12 protein-coding genes and 3 pseudogenes are annotated in these 16,506 nt (G+C 60.8%); 4 read left to right on the top strand and 11 right to left on the bottom strand.

Translation table 11 applies throughout. The annotated features are described in order from the left end of the window. Nucleotides 1–346: 346 nt before the first annotated feature. The 5 genes from ubiA to H9K75_RS22140 form a co-directional block, all read right to left on the bottom strand. Nucleotides 347–1,261 (bottom strand): 4-hydroxybenzoate octaprenyltransferase, encoded by a 915-nt coding sequence (gene ubiA, locus H9K75_RS22155; protein WP_187724161.1) that lies wholly within the window; start codon nucleotides 1,259–1,261, stop codon nucleotides 347–349. A gap of 211 nt (nucleotides 1,262–1,472) precedes the next feature. Continuing rightward, a complete protein-coding gene (locus H9K75_RS25675) occupies nucleotides 1,473–1,622 on the bottom strand; it encodes a pyrroline-5-carboxylate reductase family protein (RefSeq protein ID WP_404826381.1) in 150 nt (49 codons plus the stop codon). 23 nt (nucleotides 1,623–1,645) lie between these two features. Beyond that, nucleotides 1,646–2,248 carry a pyrroline-5-carboxylate reductase family protein gene (locus H9K75_RS25670; protein ID WP_404826450.1) on the bottom strand — a complete coding sequence of 201 codons (603 nt, stop codon included), beginning with the start codon at nucleotides 2,246–2,248 and terminating at the stop codon, nucleotides 1,646–1,648. Between the two features lie 83 nt (nucleotides 2,249–2,331). Then, nucleotides 2,332–3,549: an IscS subfamily cysteine desulfurase gene (locus H9K75_RS22145; RefSeq protein WP_187724160.1), complete on the bottom strand. Its 1,218-nt coding sequence runs from the start codon at nucleotides 3,547–3,549 to the stop codon at nucleotides 2,332–2,334. A gap of 50 nt (nucleotides 3,550–3,599) precedes the next feature. After that, complete coding sequence (locus H9K75_RS22140) at nucleotides 3,600–4,892, bottom strand: acetylornithine/succinyldiaminopimelate transaminase (protein ID WP_319016852.1); 1,293 nt, start codon at nucleotides 4,890–4,892, stop codon at nucleotides 3,600–3,602. A 136-nt stretch (nucleotides 4,893–5,028) separates the two neighbouring features. Between H9K75_RS22140 and H9K75_RS24330 the strand changes: the two genes are divergently transcribed. Together H9K75_RS24330 and H9K75_RS22135 are read left to right on the top strand one after the other, a co-directional pair. Continuing rightward, nucleotides 5,029–5,313, top strand: a complete 285-nt coding sequence (locus tag H9K75_RS24330) for a GntR family transcriptional regulator (protein ID WP_226858368.1) — start codon at nucleotides 5,029–5,031, stop codon at nucleotides 5,311–5,313. Nucleotides 5,314–5,315: 2 nt separating this feature from the next. Further along, a complete protein-coding gene (locus H9K75_RS22135; protein ID WP_264293900.1) occupies nucleotides 5,316–6,410 on the top strand; it encodes an aminotransferase-like domain-containing protein in 1,095 nt (364 codons plus the stop codon). Between the two features lie 97 nt (nucleotides 6,411–6,507). Here the strand turns inward: H9K75_RS22135 and H9K75_RS22130 are convergent. Both H9K75_RS22130 and H9K75_RS22125 read right to left on the bottom strand, forming a co-directional pair. Continuing rightward, nucleotides 6,508–7,919 (bottom strand): annotated as a pseudogene (locus H9K75_RS22130) (tyrosine-type recombinase/integrase). 307 nt (nucleotides 7,920–8,226) lie between these two features. Next, nucleotides 8,227–9,388: pseudogene (locus H9K75_RS22125) on the bottom strand (NADH:flavin oxidoreductase/NADH oxidase). Between the two features lie 162 nt (nucleotides 9,389–9,550). Between H9K75_RS22125 and H9K75_RS22120 the strand changes: the two are divergent. After that, nucleotides 9,551–9,916 carry a LysR family transcriptional regulator gene (locus H9K75_RS22120; protein ID WP_226858366.1) on the top strand — a complete coding sequence of 122 codons (366 nt, stop codon included), beginning with the start codon at nucleotides 9,551–9,553 and terminating at the stop codon, nucleotides 9,914–9,916. Here H9K75_RS22120 and istB read toward each other — a convergent pair. Together istB and istA are read right to left on the bottom strand one after the other, a co-directional pair. Next, complete coding sequence (gene istB, locus H9K75_RS22115) at nucleotides 9,870–10,634, bottom strand: IS21-like element helper ATPase IstB (protein ID WP_011804279.1); 765 nt, start codon at nucleotides 10,632–10,634, stop codon at nucleotides 9,870–9,872. The genes H9K75_RS22120 and istB overlap by 47 nt on opposite strands. After that, nucleotides 10,631–12,233 (bottom strand): annotated as a pseudogene (istA, locus tag H9K75_RS22110) (IS21 family transposase). The gene istB and the pseudogene istA overlap by 4 nt, the downstream one beginning before the upstream one ends. 238 nt (nucleotides 12,234–12,471) lie before the next feature. On the opposite strand from istA, the gene H9K75_RS22105 reads away from it, so the two are divergent. Next, on the top strand, nucleotides 12,472–13,056 hold the full coding sequence (locus tag H9K75_RS22105) for a substrate binding domain-containing protein (protein ID WP_264293898.1): 585 nt from the start codon (nucleotides 12,472–12,474) through the stop codon (nucleotides 13,054–13,056). A 258-nt stretch (nucleotides 13,057–13,314) separates the two neighbouring features. On the opposite strand, the gene H9K75_RS22100 is transcribed toward H9K75_RS22105, so the two are convergent. Then, a complete protein-coding gene (locus tag H9K75_RS22100) occupies nucleotides 13,315–14,643 on the bottom strand; it encodes a tyrosine-type recombinase/integrase (RefSeq protein WP_187724158.1) in 1,329 nt (442 codons plus the stop codon). 220 nt (nucleotides 14,644–14,863) lie between these two features. Beyond that, nucleotides 14,864–16,480, bottom strand: a complete 1,617-nt coding sequence (gene guaA / locus H9K75_RS22095; protein ID WP_187724157.1) for a glutamine-hydrolyzing GMP synthase — start codon at nucleotides 16,478–16,480, stop codon at nucleotides 14,864–14,866. Nucleotides 16,481–16,506: the final 26 nt, after the last annotated feature.

The raw sequence follows: 16,506 nt of genomic DNA, 5'->3' as shown, positions 1-16,506 counted from the left end.
GTAAGCGTGGCTTCAACACCCCATTGAACTAGCGTCGAAGGTCGACGGGCATGTGTCCACACTGCGAGACAGTGAACACACACTGGTTCGCCCCAACTAAGTGGAAGGGGTCACGCAACCTTGGCATTGAGTTGCCATTCCCATGGTGGGGTTGACGGTGAGATGCTTTATCTGAAGGAACTCGCAGACGACTGCGCAGCCGATGGGCGCCACAAGTTCCTGTTTGTTGGTGCATCACTGCCCTTCACATGCGCAATGCGATGCCCGTTGAATCCGATGGCGATCAAGTAAGAAGGAAGAGGAAACAGAGTGGCTCCCTCCGGCAGGGAGCCATTCTTGATCGATCTCAAAGCGTCCCGAGGTATGCCGCAATGGCAAGAAGCACTCCCGTCACGATGTTTGCCAGGAACAAGCGGAAATTCAAGGCTGGGTGATTCAGGTCGATGCACTTGACTTGCCAGGCCAGATGGAAGGCAATCGCGAGTATGCCGGCCGCATACGGCATTGACATACCTAACAACCAGCCGCCGACAGACCAGCTTCCGATCGCGACGGCAAAGAGCAGCGCGATGCAGGATGTCCCGTGAGGTCCAAAAAGTATTGCAGTGGACTTGAGACCCAGCCTGGCATCGTCTTTGACGTCCACATAAGCGTAAATCGTGTCGTATCCAATCTGCCAGGCGATGGCGCCGCCCCACATGAGAACGGCTCCAAGTGGTGTGCCTCCATTGATTTCTGCCCAGGCGATCAGCATACCCCAGTTGAAGGAAGCGCCCAGGACGGCCTGAGGCCAATGGGTGAATCGTTTGCAGAACGGGTAAATGACCACGAGAGGGAGAACGCACACTGCCAGGAGGCGGGCATGCGGTGAAAGAAGGAGCAGTAGCGAAGCCGCTAGGGCTAGTTCGATCACCAGGAACGTGAAGGCCGCCGACAAGCGGAGCTGCCCGTTGGCAAGAGGCCTTAGGCGGGTGCGCTCCACATGTCCGTCAAACTTCCGGTCTGCGATGTCATTGATCGTCGAGCCGGCGCTGCGCATCAGCAGAGCACCCAGTGAGAAGATCAGCAGGGTGCGCAGGTCGGGGAGCGCGTGCGACGCCTGGATAAGGGCTGCCCAACAAGGAAACAGCGTGAGCCATGTTCCTACCGGCCGATCCAGGCGTGCGAGTCGCACGTATGGCCGCCAATTGGCCGGAAGCCGACGATCTACCCAGTCCCCCAAATGGATATCGCTCAGATCGGGTTGGTGTGAAGCGGGCATTTTCCTTTCGACTCCTTCTCTGCCTGGTGGGCAAATTTTCGTTGATCCTGAAGAGGCACCACCGTGGCACCGGCTCGCTTCCCGACCCACTTGCGCACGCGCTTCCCGCTGCTCAGAACCCGCTCATCCGACTTGCCGCCGCCCCACTCAATCTGCCTGCGTCCACTGTTCGTCATAGTGGACCCAATCGTCTGTGCACGGCACGTTCAAATCAAGAGGGTGATGAGGCCACGCTAACGTTAAATGTCAGCTCGGCGGAGCGAAGGGCTGCAGCATGCACAGCTCGTTCCATCAAGGAATTAAAGCCATTTTCCTGAAGTAGGTTGATTGCAGCCTCGGTAGTTCCTCCCGGAGAAGTCACTTGTCGCCGAAGCTCCCCGAGCGCTAGCCTTGATCAGTCGCCAAGTGCGCAGCCCCGAGAATCGTTTGCCGAGTCAACACCTCGGCAAGCTCAGTAGGCAGTCCCAGTGCCCTCCCAGCATCAATCATGGCCTCCATGAGGAGGTACGCGTAGGCCGGACCACTGCCCGACAAGGCAGTGATCGCGTCGAACTGGCATTCCTCACCAACCCATATCGCACGCCCCACCGCTGACATCAGCTTGTACGTGCACTCTTTCTGCCCCGAGCTCACGGCTGCATCTGCGTACAACGCAGTCATTCCAAGACCAATTGATGCGGGTGTATTGGGCATGCAACGGACGATAGGTCTTACAGACGATCGCGAGGAGTTGAGCCACGCCAGTAGGCTTGAAATCGGAACCCCTGCCATGATTGAAACGATCAGTGCATCATCCGACAAGTTCGGTGCGATTTCCCGGCATGTGCTCCCGGCGAGCTGAGGCTTGACTGACAGGATTACCACATCTGCGCCAACAACGCTTTCGCTAGCGTTGGAGTGGACATCTACGCCATAGCGCGACTTCAGTAGTTCTCGCTGTTCAAGGCGCCGGGCGCTTGCTGATATGCGACCTCCATCAATACCCATGGCCACCATTCCGGCTATAAGGCTGGAGGCCATTTTTCCGGCGCCAACAAAGGCTATCCTCATAGTACTCTCCACTCTCAGACTCAATGGGCAGCCCATTGAATAGTGCTAAGGTCGATCCCGTCTTTGTACATGTCCCATAGCGGTGAAAGATCGCGTAGCTTGGCGACGTGCTGCTTGATGACGGCTATCGCCGTGTCAATCTCGTGCTCCTGGGTGAAACGGCCAATAGTGATCCGCAAGCTGGAATGCGCCACCTCGTCGCTCAGGCCCAGCGCGCGCAACACGTAGCTAGGCTCCAGGCTGGCCGAAGTGCACGCCGATCCGGACGAGACCGCAACGGCCTTGATGCCCATGAGCAGCGATTCGCCCTCGACGTAATTGAACGATGCGTTGACCGAGTGGGGAACGGAATGCTCTAGGTGACCGTTGATCGTGACCTGCTCGATCTCCTGCAAGCCACTCAGCAGCTTGCGCTGCAACATCCGAACGCGCTCGCGCTCCGCCCCCATCTCAAGGCCTGCGAGCCGGAATGCCTCGCCCATGCCCACGATCTGGTGGGTGGGCAAGGTACCGGAGCGCATCCCACGCTCGTGGCCGCCGCCGTGCATCTGCGCCTCGATGCGGATGCGCGGCTTACGCCGGATGTAGAGCGCACCGATGCCCTTGGGGCCGTAGGTCTTGTGCGACGCCAGGCTCATCAAGTCAACGGGCAAGGTCTTAAGGTCTATGTCCACCTTTCCCGTGGCCTGCGCTGCATCGACGTGAAAGATGATGCCGCGCTCCCGGCAGATCGCGCCGATGGCCGGAATGTTCTGGATCACGCCGATCTCATTGTTCACGAGCATCACCGATGCCAGGATGGTGTCGGGGCGCAGTGCTCCTTTGAAGGTCTCGAGGTCAATTAAGCCGTCCGACTTCACGTCGAGATAAGTCACCTCAAAGCCTTGCCGCTCGAGTTCGCGCATCGTGTCGAGCACTGCCTTGTGCTCTGTCTTGACCGTGATGAGGTGCTTGCCTTTGCCCTGGTAGAAGTGGGCCGCGCCTTTGAGGGCGAGGTTGTCTGATTCGGTGGCACCCGAAGTCCAGACGATTTCACGCGGATCTGCGCCCACCAGCGCGGCGACATGCGCGCGGGCGCGCTCTACGGCCTTCTCTGCTTCCCAACCCCAGGCGTGGGTGTTGGATGCGGGATTGCCGTAGTGGTCCCGGAGCCACGGAATCATTGCATCCACGACGCGCGGGTCTACCGGAGTCGTGGCGCTGTAGTCCATGTAGATTGGAAGATGGGGGGTTTGCATATCTGACTCCTGGGTTGTCGGTATGGAAAGTGGGGGTCGAAGGCAGGCACTTAGCAATTCACCGTTTCGTGATTGAGTTCCTGGGCCAAGGCCTCAAGGCGTGCGAGCCCTTCATCGATCTCGGAATAGCTAATGTTGAGGCTCGGTGCCAGCCGCATCACGTCCTGGCCTGCCTGCAGCACCATCACGCCGTGCGTTAGAGCCCCCTTGGCAACGTCTCTGGCCTTGCCATGCCAGGGTTCGGCAAGCACGCAGCCGATCAGCAGACCTATGCCGCGGACTTCATCGAAAACACCGTAGCGCTCACCGATCTGCCGCAATCTGCTGACCAAGTAGTCGTGACGCTCCAGAACGCCGTAGAGCAATTCCGGCTGGCTGATGGCATGAAGCGCTGCCTCGCCCACCGCGCAGGCCAGGGAATTGCCACCAAAAGTGGTTCCATGCGTGCCCTGCCCCAGGTGCTCGGCGAACCTAGCCATCGTCAGCATGGCCGACAGCGGAATGCCGCAACCGATGGCCTTTGCGATAGTCATCACATCCGGCACCACGCCAAAGTGCTCATAGGCAAACAGCGTTCCCAGCCGCCCAACCCCCGTCTGCACTTCATCAAGGATGAGCAGCGCGTTGTGGCGGTCGCACAGGGCACGGGCGCAGGCGAGGTATTCGCGTGTGGCCGGAAGCACACCGCTTTCCCCCTGGACGGGCTCCAGCACCACAGCGCAGGTGTTCTCTGACACGGCATGCTCCAGCGCGCCCAGGTCGTTGAACGGCACGTGCCGGATCCCTTCGATGGCTGGACCGAAACCATTCGAGTACTTGGGCTGGCCGCCCACGCTGACGGTGAACAGCGACCGACCGTGAAAGCTGTTTTGCGCCGAGACGATTTCGTACTTCCGCGGCGACTGCTGCAAGCCATAGCGGCGCGCGAGCTTGAAGGCCGCTTCGTTAGCCTCCGCGCCAGAGTTCGCAAAGAACACCCGCTCTGCAAACGTCAACCGGATAAGCGCTCCGGCAAGGCGCAGCGTGGAATCCGATTTGTAGGTGTTGGAGATATGCCAGAGCCGATGGGCCTGGGCTGTCAGCGCTTCAATCAGCGCGGGATTGCAATGGCCCAGGGCATTGACGGCAATGCCGCCCGACAGGTCGATGTATTCCTTGCCTGCGGCATCCCAGACCGTCGCGCCCTGCGCTCGAACAGCCAGAAGATCCAGCGGGGAATAAACGGGCACCATGACTTCGGTGTAGGCATCGGCAGTCCGCGGGGCCCGATGAGGCTCCCCTATGCCAGGTGCCGAATGGATGTGTGATTGACTCATAGCGCATCTACGGCGGGTGTGGATCATTCAGTAGGAGATCCATAAATCCATACACTTTTACTTTGTATGCGTTAAAATAAATGTGTATGTTTATTATAGTCATCAGCGTATGAAACATCGACAAGTCCATGAACGCGGCATGGCCGCGAGCCAGGGAGCAGGCATGCAACAGCGCCCTGCTTGGCTCAAGCCGCTCGTTGCAGGCGGCGGGCCAAGATACCTACAGATTGCCGATCTGATCGCGCATGCCGTGCGCGATGGAGAACTGAAGCCCGGCGATCAGGTGCCGCCGCAAAGATGGCTGGCTACCGCACTCGGTGTTGACCTGACCACCGTGACGCGCGCCTATGCCGAAGCGCGTGTCCGAGGGCTGCTGGCTTCGTTCGGTGGACGCGGTTCCTTCATCGCGGAGCCCTACGTTCCTTCAAAGCGGGCATGGTCGACCTAGCCATGAACATCCCGCCGCAGCCCGCCAATAGAGCCCTGGCTGAACACATCAAGGCGGGCATATCCGAGGTGCTAACCCGGCACGATGCGGAATCGGTCAGTTGCTACCACCATCCAGTGCTTGAGTCGGCAGCCTTGCAGGCGGCACGAACCTGGCTGGGCCCGATGCTGGACGCCATGGGCCAAAGCCAAGTGCTGATGTGCGCTGGCACGCAAGGAGCTATCTTCAACCTGCTGCAGGCGCACACCCGGCGCGGCGACGCCGTGCTGTGCGACCCATTGACCTATCCAGGTTTCATGCGAGCAGCAAGGGCGCTGGGCCTCAAAATCATCGGCGTGCCAGCCGATGCCTCCGGCATGCTGCCTGACGCCCTGGAGCGCAGTTGCCGGGACACGGGCGCGCGCCTGCTCTATCTGAATCCGACGATCCAGAATCCCACCGCCTTAACCATGCCCGCCGCACGGCGCCAGGACATCGCAGCGGTACTGCGCCAATTGGATGTAACTTTGGTCGAGGATGACCCGTATCGGCATTTGCTCAACGACGCACCTCCGCCTATATCGACGTACACATCAGGGGAGCGCTCGTACTACTTGGCATCGCTGTCCAAATGCCTGCTACCGAGCCTGCGCGCAGCCTACGTCGTAGCGCCGTCCGGCCAGGCCACCGCCACTCTGCTGGAGAGCTTCGCTGCGACCAGCATGGGCTGCTCAGCGTTACTTGCCGCCCTGGTTCAAACTTGGATCGTGAATGGCACTGCCAAATCACTGCTGGGAGAAGTCCAGCTCGAAGCCCGGTCAAGGCAGGCACTGACGCGTTCGTTTCTGCCGGACAGTATCCAGGCGCACCCGAGTGGCATTCATTTGTGGCTGCCCCTGCCGCCGCAGTGGCGGCCAGCTGCCTTCAGCCATGCCCTGGAAGACGTGGGTGTCCGCATCGCCGCAACTCATGCCTTCGGCGTAGAGAACGAGTTGCCCTCAGGCGTTCGCATCTCCGTCGGCGGAGCAAGAAGCCACGCCGAACTCAGTGCGGCGCTGCAGAAGATCCAGACCCTGCTCGGGAAAAACCAGATCGCCAGCAGCAGCATGGTTGTCTAACCAGCAAGGCCAATCCCAGTGTGCACCTGCAATCAGGCGTCATGGCGCCGGAACACGCAGCCAGCCTCCATTGCGGCTGCTGCAGGCAGAATGGATTTCAGTTCGATCCCGCCGTGAGACCTGTGGAGCGAGAGCTTATTCCCTCACGAGGGCGACCGTTAAGAAGCGGGTGTGCCACGAGCGCATTTGGCAGGCTTACCTGTCCAGGTGAGCCAATCAAGCCACTTGCTTTACTGACTCCAGGCGCAGCACCGAGATATACAGGGCATGGGCCACTATGAATCCAGGACTCCACCATGTCTGCCCAGTCCTGCAGCATTCCTCGCCGCTGTTGCGCGTACTCAGCTTTGTTGTAGACCGCGCGGACACCTTTTTGCTCATGAGCGAGACACTTCTCTATCCAGTCGGTGTTGTAACCTGCCTCATGTAGCAATGTGCTGGCCGTGCGCCTGAGGTCGTGTACGGTAAAGGGATCAATCCCCTCGCCCCGCTTCTCGACCACATCTCTGCCGGCCATTAGCACGCGATTCAACGCGCCACTACTGAGGGGGAATCGCGCTCATGACGTCCGGGAAGCAGATAGGAGCTCCCAGCGCGGAAAGCCTTGAGTGTCATCAAAATATCCATCGCCTGCTGACTGAGATAGATGTTGTGAGGACGGCCAGCTTTCATACGCGCCTTAGGAATCGTCCATATGCGCGTTTCGAAGTCAATCTCTTCCCATTTGGCCTGGATGAGCTCACTCTTGCGCACCATAGTCAGCAGCAAGAACTTAACGGCTAGGCGCAATGTCGGGGCAGAGGTGACTTCATCCAGAGCATTGAAAAAAGTGTGGATCTCGGCTGGTGACAGAGCCCTGTCCCGAGCCTTAAAGGTCGCAATGGCGCTCGGACGGATTGCTTCTGCCGGGTTGGCAATTTTCAAACCTCTCGCCTGAATGAAGCGATAGACCTGCAGCACGATTTCGCGGGCCAGCACCGCAGACGCGGCCGCACCTCTCTCCTTGATATTCTCGCATCTTGCCATCAGCCGGACAGGAGTAATTTCTTCCAACATCAAGCGGCCAAACTCCGTCGCAAGATTCCGGACGTAGACAGACCTACGCATTGCTCGAGTGGAGTCCGCCAGCCTTGCTTCGGCAAAGTATTTCTCTGCCCACTTACCAAAAGTCAACGCCTCGCTAGCTTCAATCCGCTTTTCCACCTTTGATCGGGACGGGCTCTCTCCCTGCTCCAGGGATCGTCGCGCCCGCGTCAAAAGCAATCTCGCCTCAGCAAGCGACAACGGCATGCCGAAATGGAGTTGATCCAATTCGCGCTGATGCTTGGCGCCCAAATCTGCGTCGTACTGGCCAATGACCAGCGTCTCGCGGCGCCCGTGAAGTCTGTAGTCGTAGCGAAAGCTTATGTTTCCCGAGCGCAAAACAGCGGCGTACAGTCCCTGCTGATCAGTGATCTTGTAGACCTTGTTGGACGCCTTCAGCATCTTCAACTGCTTGTCAGTCAACATCTCAGTCCTTCATCAGATGGAGAGGTAGCTCCATTTGACGGGCCATCCGATGCCGTTCAAGCGCTAGGGAATGAGCGCCATCGACAACGGCGCTGCATCCGGCTGACTTTCCTATGGCGCCGGATTTCGCTCCTTGTCTTTGCTACGCGTCGAGTCCAATGACACAAATCGTGAAAACAGGACCATTGATTCCAAACATCAATACCACTTTCTGTGCCATTGGGTTTGGTCCTTGCGCCGGAGTTAACGAAAAATCCCCGTTCACAGCGCCAAAGATAGTGAAGAAATTCTCTGCCTTCGAGGCTGCTCAGCGGTATCCCAACTCGACCTGCCGGAAAAGTTCAGCGAATTCTCGCGGCTGGCTTTTCCAGTAGGGCTGCGGCGCTTCGACCTGTGCGCCCAACGTAGCGGCGGCATGCCAGGGCCAGCGGGGTCATACAACGCAGCCCGGCCAATCGCAACGGCATCGGCATGGCCTGTTGCAACGATGGTTTCGGCCTGCTGCGCTTCTGTCACCAGGCCGACCGCAATCGTCGTCATCCCGGTGGCCTGCTTGATCGTCTTGGCGAACTCCACCTGATATCCCGGCGTGACGGGAATCCGTTGCGCCGTGGATAGCCCGCCCGTGGAAACATGGATGGCCGCACAGCCCAGGTCTTTTAGCCGTTGAGACAGTGCAACCGAGTCACTGATGCCCCAGCCGCCTTCGGCCCAATCGGTGGCCGAGATGCGCACCCAAACTGGCTTGCCGGGGCTGACGGCTTCTCGCACGGCCGCGAATAGTTCCAACGGGAAGCGCATGCGGTTGTCCAAGCTGCCGCCGTACTCATCGCTTCGCTCGTTAGACAAGGGCGACAGGAACTCGTGCAGCAGATAGCCGTGGGCCATGTGGACCTCAATGCCATCGAAGCCCAGCTCGTCGGCGCGACGGGCTGCTGCGACGAACTGATCCCGCACCTTGGCCATGTCCACCTTGGACATGGCCGTGGGCACAGCTTCGCCATCGGCGTGCGCGACCGCCGAAGGTGCTTCGGCTTGCCAGCCCTCGGCTCATTTGGGGGAATCTGCGCAGCACCGTGCCACGGCACATGGCTCGACGCCTTGCGGCCCGCATGGGCCAACTGGATCGCCACGGGGATGCTGGAGAACCGGCGCAGTGACCCGAGCAGCCGTCCCAACGCGGCCTGGTTCGAATCCGAGTACAGGCCCAGGTCTGCTGCTGTGATCCGTCCAATAGCTGAGACCGCCGTGGCTTCGAGGATCAGCAGGCCGGCGCCAGAGACGGCCAGGTTGCCGTAGTGCATGAGGTGCCAATCGTTGGCGTTGCCGTCGTCGGCCGAGTATTGGCACATGGGCGCGATGAGCACCCGGTTGCGCAGGGTGAGGCCAGCAAGCGCCATCGTCTGAAACAAGGCTGATGGCCGGTTGGACGCCGGCACTGCGAGCGCGGCGGAATCGTGTCGTTGCATGTCGTCTTTAGCTTGTCGTTGCCGGCCTGCCATGCCGGCGCCGGAATGGATGTAGCTTAGACACTTACTCCTAAAATGAATAGAAGTCGCCATGAATGAACTGGTTATTCAGTTTTTGATTTAATTGCTGGCGGCTGTAGGCCGCAACTTGGCGAAGTGAACATGAAATCCGACGCACCAAAGATCGACCTCGCGGGGGTTGCAGTCTTCCTGCAAACCGCCGCCGCCGGCAACCTTTCCGCTGCTGCGCGCCGGCTTGGCATCCCACCGCTGGCAGCGGCGCGGCGACTAGCCAGCTTGGAAAACGGGCTGGGCGTGCGCCTCATGCACCGGACCACGCGATCGGTGTCGTTGACCACCGAAGGTGAAGCGTTTTTGCCCTTCGCCACGACGATACAGGAAGCCGCCGAAGCACCCCGATGGCCAGTCCAAATTCCCCCACCTGTGGCCACCCCAAATTCCCCAGGCAAGACCGGTTGGATTATGACGACTCAGTGCCGATGGCGATGCGTGCGGCGGCCTCTTTGAGCCGGTAGCTCTTGCCCTCGAATTCCAGCATCGTGCAGCGGTGCATGAGGCGGTCCAGGATGGTGGTCGCCATTGTGGCGTCGCCCAGATAGCGACCCCAGTCCTGCACCACGCGGTTGGAGGTCACCACGATGGCGCGGCGCAGCTTGTAGCGCTGATGCACGATGGCCTGCAGGACCTCGGCGGCGTGCTCGCTGATACGCCTGGCCAGGAACAGATCGTCCAAGATGATCAGGTCAGGCTCCACCCACTCCTTGAGCAGGCCGATGCGCTCGGTGGCACTTGCCAGCGCGTAGCGGGCGAATTCGGCGTCGGCCTCGAGGTAACGCACATCGTGGCCGCCCAGCGTGGCCTGGTAGGCGATGGCCTTGGCAATGTGAGACTTGCCGGTGCCGGGTTTACCGACGATGAGCGCGTTGGAACCCTCGGCGATGAACTTCAGGGTGTGCAGCTCAAAGCAGGCCGCGCGGGGCAGCTTGGGGTTGAAACGCCAGTCGAAGTCGGCCAGGCTGACCTTCTCGTCCAGACCCGAGCGCTTGTAGCGGCGCTCTGTCAGGCGCGATCGGCGCCGGTCGAGCTCATCCTGAAGCATGGCGGCGAAGGTCTGCAGAAATGGCTCCTGGGCGACCTGGGCCTGCATCACGCGGGTCGACAGGGTCTCGGCAATACCCGACAGGCGCAGCTGGCGCAGCGCGCGCTCGATCTCGACCATGTTCATGGCTGGCTCCCAACTGCGGCGGTGGCCGCAGCGTGGGCAAACAGGTCACCGTATTCATCGGCATCGCGGATCAGCTCGTGCTGCTGGGTCAGGGTCGCCGTGGTGGGCGTTACATGCTCGCCACCGGCCTGGGTCTCGATGGCTTCAAGCGCATCGGCAAAGAGCGCCTCTGTCAATGCCTGGACGCGCTTGAAGCTGTAGATGCCCTGCTCCAGAGCCTGGGCGCAAGCGGCGTTGACACAATGCGCCGGATATCGGCGCACCAGGCCGACGATGCCCCAGAGCTTGCGCTGGCCCACCCGGCCCTCGATGGCAAAGAGCAACTGGCACAGCCGGGCGGCGTGTTCGCCAATCTGGCCGGCCTGGCGCAGGATCAGGCGGGTCTCACGCGAGGGGTTGAACACCCGCTCATCCTGGGCAGCACCACGGTGCCGGGGCGTTCAGCCTTGGGGTGACTGCGCAGCAAGGTGCCGGTTTGCAGATCAAAGATCTGGATGCGCTGGGCGAAGATGCGCACCCGCACCTTCGATCCGATGACCGCCGGGCGCGCGGCGTAGCTGCTGTGCTCCACCCGCACACAGCTGTCGTCGCACACCGTGCGCTGGACCTCTTCGAAATACTGCATGCCCAGCAGTGGCAAAGCTTTGAGGTGGGGCGTTCTTCCGCGAACATGGCCTGCACCTGGCGCCGCTCGGTGCCGTGGATGCGCTTGGCTGCCCAATTCTTCTCCCATTGCGCCAGGAAGGTGTTCTGCTCTTCGATGGACTCAAAGCGCCGGCCCTTCAAGGCCGTGGCCTGGGTGTGGCCGATGGCGTGCTCTACCGTACCCTTGCGGTTGGGGTCACGCACCCGGGCCGGGTCGGCCACCACGCCGTAGTGCGCCAGGGTGGCGGCATAGACCGGGTTGAGTTCGGGCTCATACAGGTCGGGTTTGATGACGCCCTCTTTGAGGTTGTCCAGCACCACGTACTGCGGGCAGCCACCGAAGTGGCGAAACGCGCGCTCGTGCAGCTCGGCCCAGACCTGCTGGCTGGACTTCCAGACCACGTGCCGAAAGCTGGCCCGCGAGTAGCGCAGCGTGGCCACGAACAGGCGCGGTTTGCGGTACCGGTTGCTGCCCGGCACCCGGGTGGGTGCACCCTCACCGTAGTCCACCTGCATCTCCTCTGCGGGCAGGAAGGACAGGCGGTCGAATTGTTCGGGCTCCTTGTGACGCAGCCGGGCCACGAAGCGTTTGACCGAGTTGTACTGGCCGGCAAAGCCGTGGACATCGACCAGGTCCTGGTAGATGGCCGTGGCGTTGCGCTTGAGACGCAGTTGGGCCTCGATGAAGTCGCGGTACGGCTCGCATAGGGAGGCGGCCACTGACGTGGGAGCCGGTGGCCAGGGTGGGGGAATTTGCGCGGCCACGTGAGCGGCCATGGCATCAGGGCCGGTGGCCACCCCGGGGGAATTTGACTGCTCGGCCTGCCGGCGACGTTGGTAACTCCTGACGGTCTTGCGGTCGATTCCGGTGATGCGCGCGATCTCGCGCTGGGTGCTGCCACGCTCGAGCAGCGTGTAGACGGTGGCCCGTTGGTTGGGTTTCAAGACATTCACTCCTTGGCCTCCCCTCGGGGAAGACCAGAACTACTGTCCTGCCAACAGGTGCCAGCGGCGCCGGCGTTTACCCCCTGTCCCCGATCAACTCAGGTGGGGAGTTTGAGGTGGCCATCAGTGGGGAGTTTGGGTGGCCGCCGGGGCCGAAGCAGGCATCGCCGAGATTCGCCCAAGCGTTTGCGGTGCCACTGGAACCCTGCGGGTGACAGCCTGCGGCTCCATGGGCCGCGCCGTGCTTATGCCTACCCTCACAGAGCTGATGCGCTCCAATCCCGATCTTCGGGTCGACCTGGTTCTAACCGATGCGGTGCTGGATCTGGCGGCAACTGGCGTGGACGTGGCCGTGCGCATCGGAGACTTGCGCGACTCGAACCTGGTAGCTACGTCGCTGGGAACCAAACGACGCATCCTGTGCGCTGCACCAAGCTACCTGGCTAGCAGGCCCGCCCCACGGCGGTTGAGCGATCTGGCCGGACATGAGTGCATCACGCCCCCCGATGCCCAGCAATGGAGTTTCACGGTCGGCGCGCAGGAACGCACCGTGCGCGCAGGCGGCCGGCTGACCGTCAGCAGCTTCGAGGGCGTGCACGACGCCTGCATTGCAGGCGCAGGAATCGCGATGCTGTCCAGTTGGTACACCCGTGGGCATCTTGCCGCTGGCCAACTGGTTTCCGTCGAGCTGGAGGATGCGCGGCCGAAGGAGCTGGCGGTGTGGGCCGTGTACCCAACCCGCCGGCAATTGCTCCCGAAGGTCCGCGTATTTGTGGACGCCATGCGAGAGGCGTTGAGCCTTGATGATAGCGGCCTGACCGAGGCAGCGTAGCGGTTGCAAGGGCATCGGCTTTGCTGGTCACGCGCTGAACAATTCCCGGCGCGCCATTTTTGCACTATCTGTGTCAGCAACTTTGCACTAACTAGGCAGAGTTTGCACTTTCACTGTCATTTGACACGTCGAGGTGTTCAACTGAGCAATCGCAGCGCAACGGGATTTGAACAATCGGGACAATGTGTGCGAAGGAGGCTCGCACCAACCTCCTCCCGCACGTTCCATGCTGCTTGCCGGTGCTCCGCAGCGTCCTGATCACACGGCCTGGGCTGGCTCCAGCGGTTGAAGTCCCTCCAAGCGCGACTCCGGCGGGAAGCCCAGATTGATGGGCCGAACGGGACTGGGCCCATTCAAGATCCAAGTGTCCAACATATCTGCCCACGCCTGAAGCATCGCACGCCGCTGCTCGGCATACTCCGCCTTGTTGTAAACAGCGCGCACGCCCCGTTGCTCGTGAGCAAGGCACTTTTCGATCCAGTCGCTGTTGTATCCCGCCTCATGCAGCAGAGTACTGGCTGTCCGCCTAAGGTCGTGCACCGTAAACGGCTCGAACTCTTCACCGCGAGCAACGATCACCTCGGTACCAGCGACAACGAGCCGGTTCAAGGTTCCATTGCTCATCGGGAAATCCGACTCGTAGCGTCCAGGATGGAGGTATGGGCTTGCACCGTAGCAGGTCTTGAAGGCCACTAGGATGTCGATAGCCTGCTGGCTGAGGTAGACGTTGTGTGGTCGACTCGCCTTCATCCGCTCCTTGGGAATCGTCCAAACGCCCGTTTCGAAATTGACTTCTTCCCACTTGGCCTGGGTGAACTCGCTCTTTCGCACCATTGTCAGCAACATGAACTTGACTGCGAGGCGCAACGTCGCTGCTGAAGAGACCTCCTCGAGCGCATTGAAGTACTTGTGGATTTCTTCGGGCGATAGGGACCGATCCCTGACTTTGAAGGCGGCGATGGCACTCGGACGAATTGCTTCCGCGGGGTTCTCGATCCTCAACCCTCTCGCCTGAATAAAACGGAAGATCTGCAGCACGATGTCCCGTGACTGGACGGCCGGCGCTGGCGCACCGCGCTCTTTGATTTTTTCGCATCTCGCCATCAATCGTGATGGCGTGATCTCTTCCAACTTGAGGCGACCGAACTCGGTGGCTAGGTTGCGGTCGTAGACGGACTTACGCATCGCACGGGTTGACTCTGCCAACTTGGCTTCAGCAAAGTACTTTTCGGCCCACCCGCCAAACGTCATCCCCTCATTGGCTTCCGCCCGCCTCTCCACTTTCGCACGAGACGGACTCTCGCCCTGCTCTATGGTTCGCCGTGCATTTGCCAGAAGCAAACGCGCCTCAGCAAGCGACAAGAGCATGCCGTACTCAAGAGTCGCCATCTCACGCGGTTTCCTGGCCGCAAGCGCCGGATCGTACTGCCCGATCACCAGGGTTTCACGGCGCCCATTGAGCCGATAGTCGTAGCGAAAGCTGATGTTCCCCGTTCGCAGAACCGTTACGTACAGCCCTTGCTGGTCGGCGACCTTGTAGACCTTCTCAGATGCCTTCAGCGTCCGTAACTGCTTGTCAGTAATCATTTTTTCCTCCAACGTGATACCGTCAGTTGATACCGTCAGACCAGATGACGGTATCAAGTTGGGTATTTGGAGGATCAGGTGACCGGTACCGTCACCGGTACCGACAAATCGTCGGGCACCGGTGAAACGGCATGACACCGAGTGAGAAGCTAACTCCTTGTCAGGACTATGTTTCTCGGAAGAACCGGAACGCTATGGGAAGTCCTGAAACTGGAGAAACTTACTCCCACTCAATCGTCGCCGGCGGCTTAGAACTCACGTCGTACGTCACACGATTGATCCCGCGCACTTCGTTGATGATCCGGCCCGAGGTTTTCTTGAGCAGGCCGTAAGGCAGTTCTGCCCAGTCGGCGGTCATGAAGTCGCTGGTTTGTACGGCGCGCAGCGCGACGACGTAGTCGTAGGTGCGGCCGTCGCCCATGACGCCGACGCTCTTGACGGGCAGGAACACGGTGAAGGCCTGGCTGGTGAGGTCATACCAGCTTTTGCCGGTGGCTTCGTCGATCCAGTTGCGCAGCTCTTCGATGAAGATGGCGTCGGCGCGGCGCAGCAAGTCGGCGTATTCTTTTTTGACTTCACCAAGAATGCGCACGCCGAGGCCTGGGCCCGGGAAGGGGTGGCGGTAGACCATTTCGCGTGGCAGGCCGAGGGCTACGCCGAGTTCGCGGACTTCGTCCTTGAACAGGTCGCGCAGCGGCTCCAGCAGTTTGAGGCCGAGTTGCTCGGGCAGGCCACCGACGTTGTGGTGGCTCTTGATGGTAACGGCCTTCTTGCTTTTGGCGCCGCCGGATTCAATCACGTCCGGGTAGATCGTGCCCTGCGCGAGAAAACTAGCGCCCTGGCTGCCGGCGTTCGCGGCCTTGAGCTTGCTGGCTTCGGCCTTGAAGACGTCAACGAACAGGCGACCGATGATCTTACGCTTCTGCTCGGGCTCGGAGACGCCGACGAGTTCGCCGAGGAACAGGTCGGACGCATCGACGCGCACGACCTTGGCGTGCAGTTTGCCTTCGAACATGTCCATGACCATGTCGCCCTCGTTCAGGCGCAGCAGTCCGTGGTCGACGAATACGCAGGTGAGCTGGTCGCCGATGGCGCGGTGGATCAGCGCTGCGGCCACCGATGAATCGACGCCGCCGGAGAGGCCCAGAATCACTTCTTCATTGCCCACCTGTTCGCGGATCCTGGCCACCGCTTCTTCGATGTAGTCGCCCATGATCCAGTCGGGGCTGGCACCGCAGATGTCGCGCACAAAGCGGTTGAGCATCGCGGCGCCCTGCACGGTGTGCGTGACTTCCGGGTGGAACTGCACCGCGTAATAACGGCGCGCCTCGTCCGCCATGCCGGCAATCGGGCAACTGGGCGTGGAGGCCATGATCTTGAAGCCTTCGGGCATTTGCGTGACTTTGTCGCCGTGGCTCATCCACACCTTGAGCATGCCGTGGCCTTGCGGTGTGCTGAAGTCTTCGATGCCTTCGAGCAGCTTGGTGTGACCGTGCGCGCGCACTTCGGCGTAACCGAACTCGCGGCTGTTCGAGCCCTCGACCTTGCCGCCGAGTTGCTGCGCCATGGTCTGCATGCCGTAGCAAATGCCGAGCACGGGAATGCCCAACTCGAACACGGCGTCGGGCGCGCGGTCGTCCACTTCGTAGACGCTTGCGTGGCTGCCCGAGAGGATTACGCCCTTGAGCCTGCCGTCAGCGGCAAACTCGCGCACCCAGTCGCTCGTCACATCACACGGATGCACTTCACAGTACACATGGGCTTCGCGAACGCGGCGCGCGATGAGCTGCGTGACCTGGGAGCCAAAATCGAGGATGAGGATCTTGTCGTGTTGCATGGTGGTTGGAGGCTGAAGAAGAATAA

It is taken from the genome of Diaphorobacter aerolatus (assembly GCF_014489535.1).
Classification (GTDB): Bacteria; Pseudomonadota; Gammaproteobacteria; order Burkholderiales; family Burkholderiaceae_C; genus Diaphorobacter_A; species Diaphorobacter_A aerolatus.
This window is presented reverse-complemented; position numbering and strand designations above follow the sequence as displayed.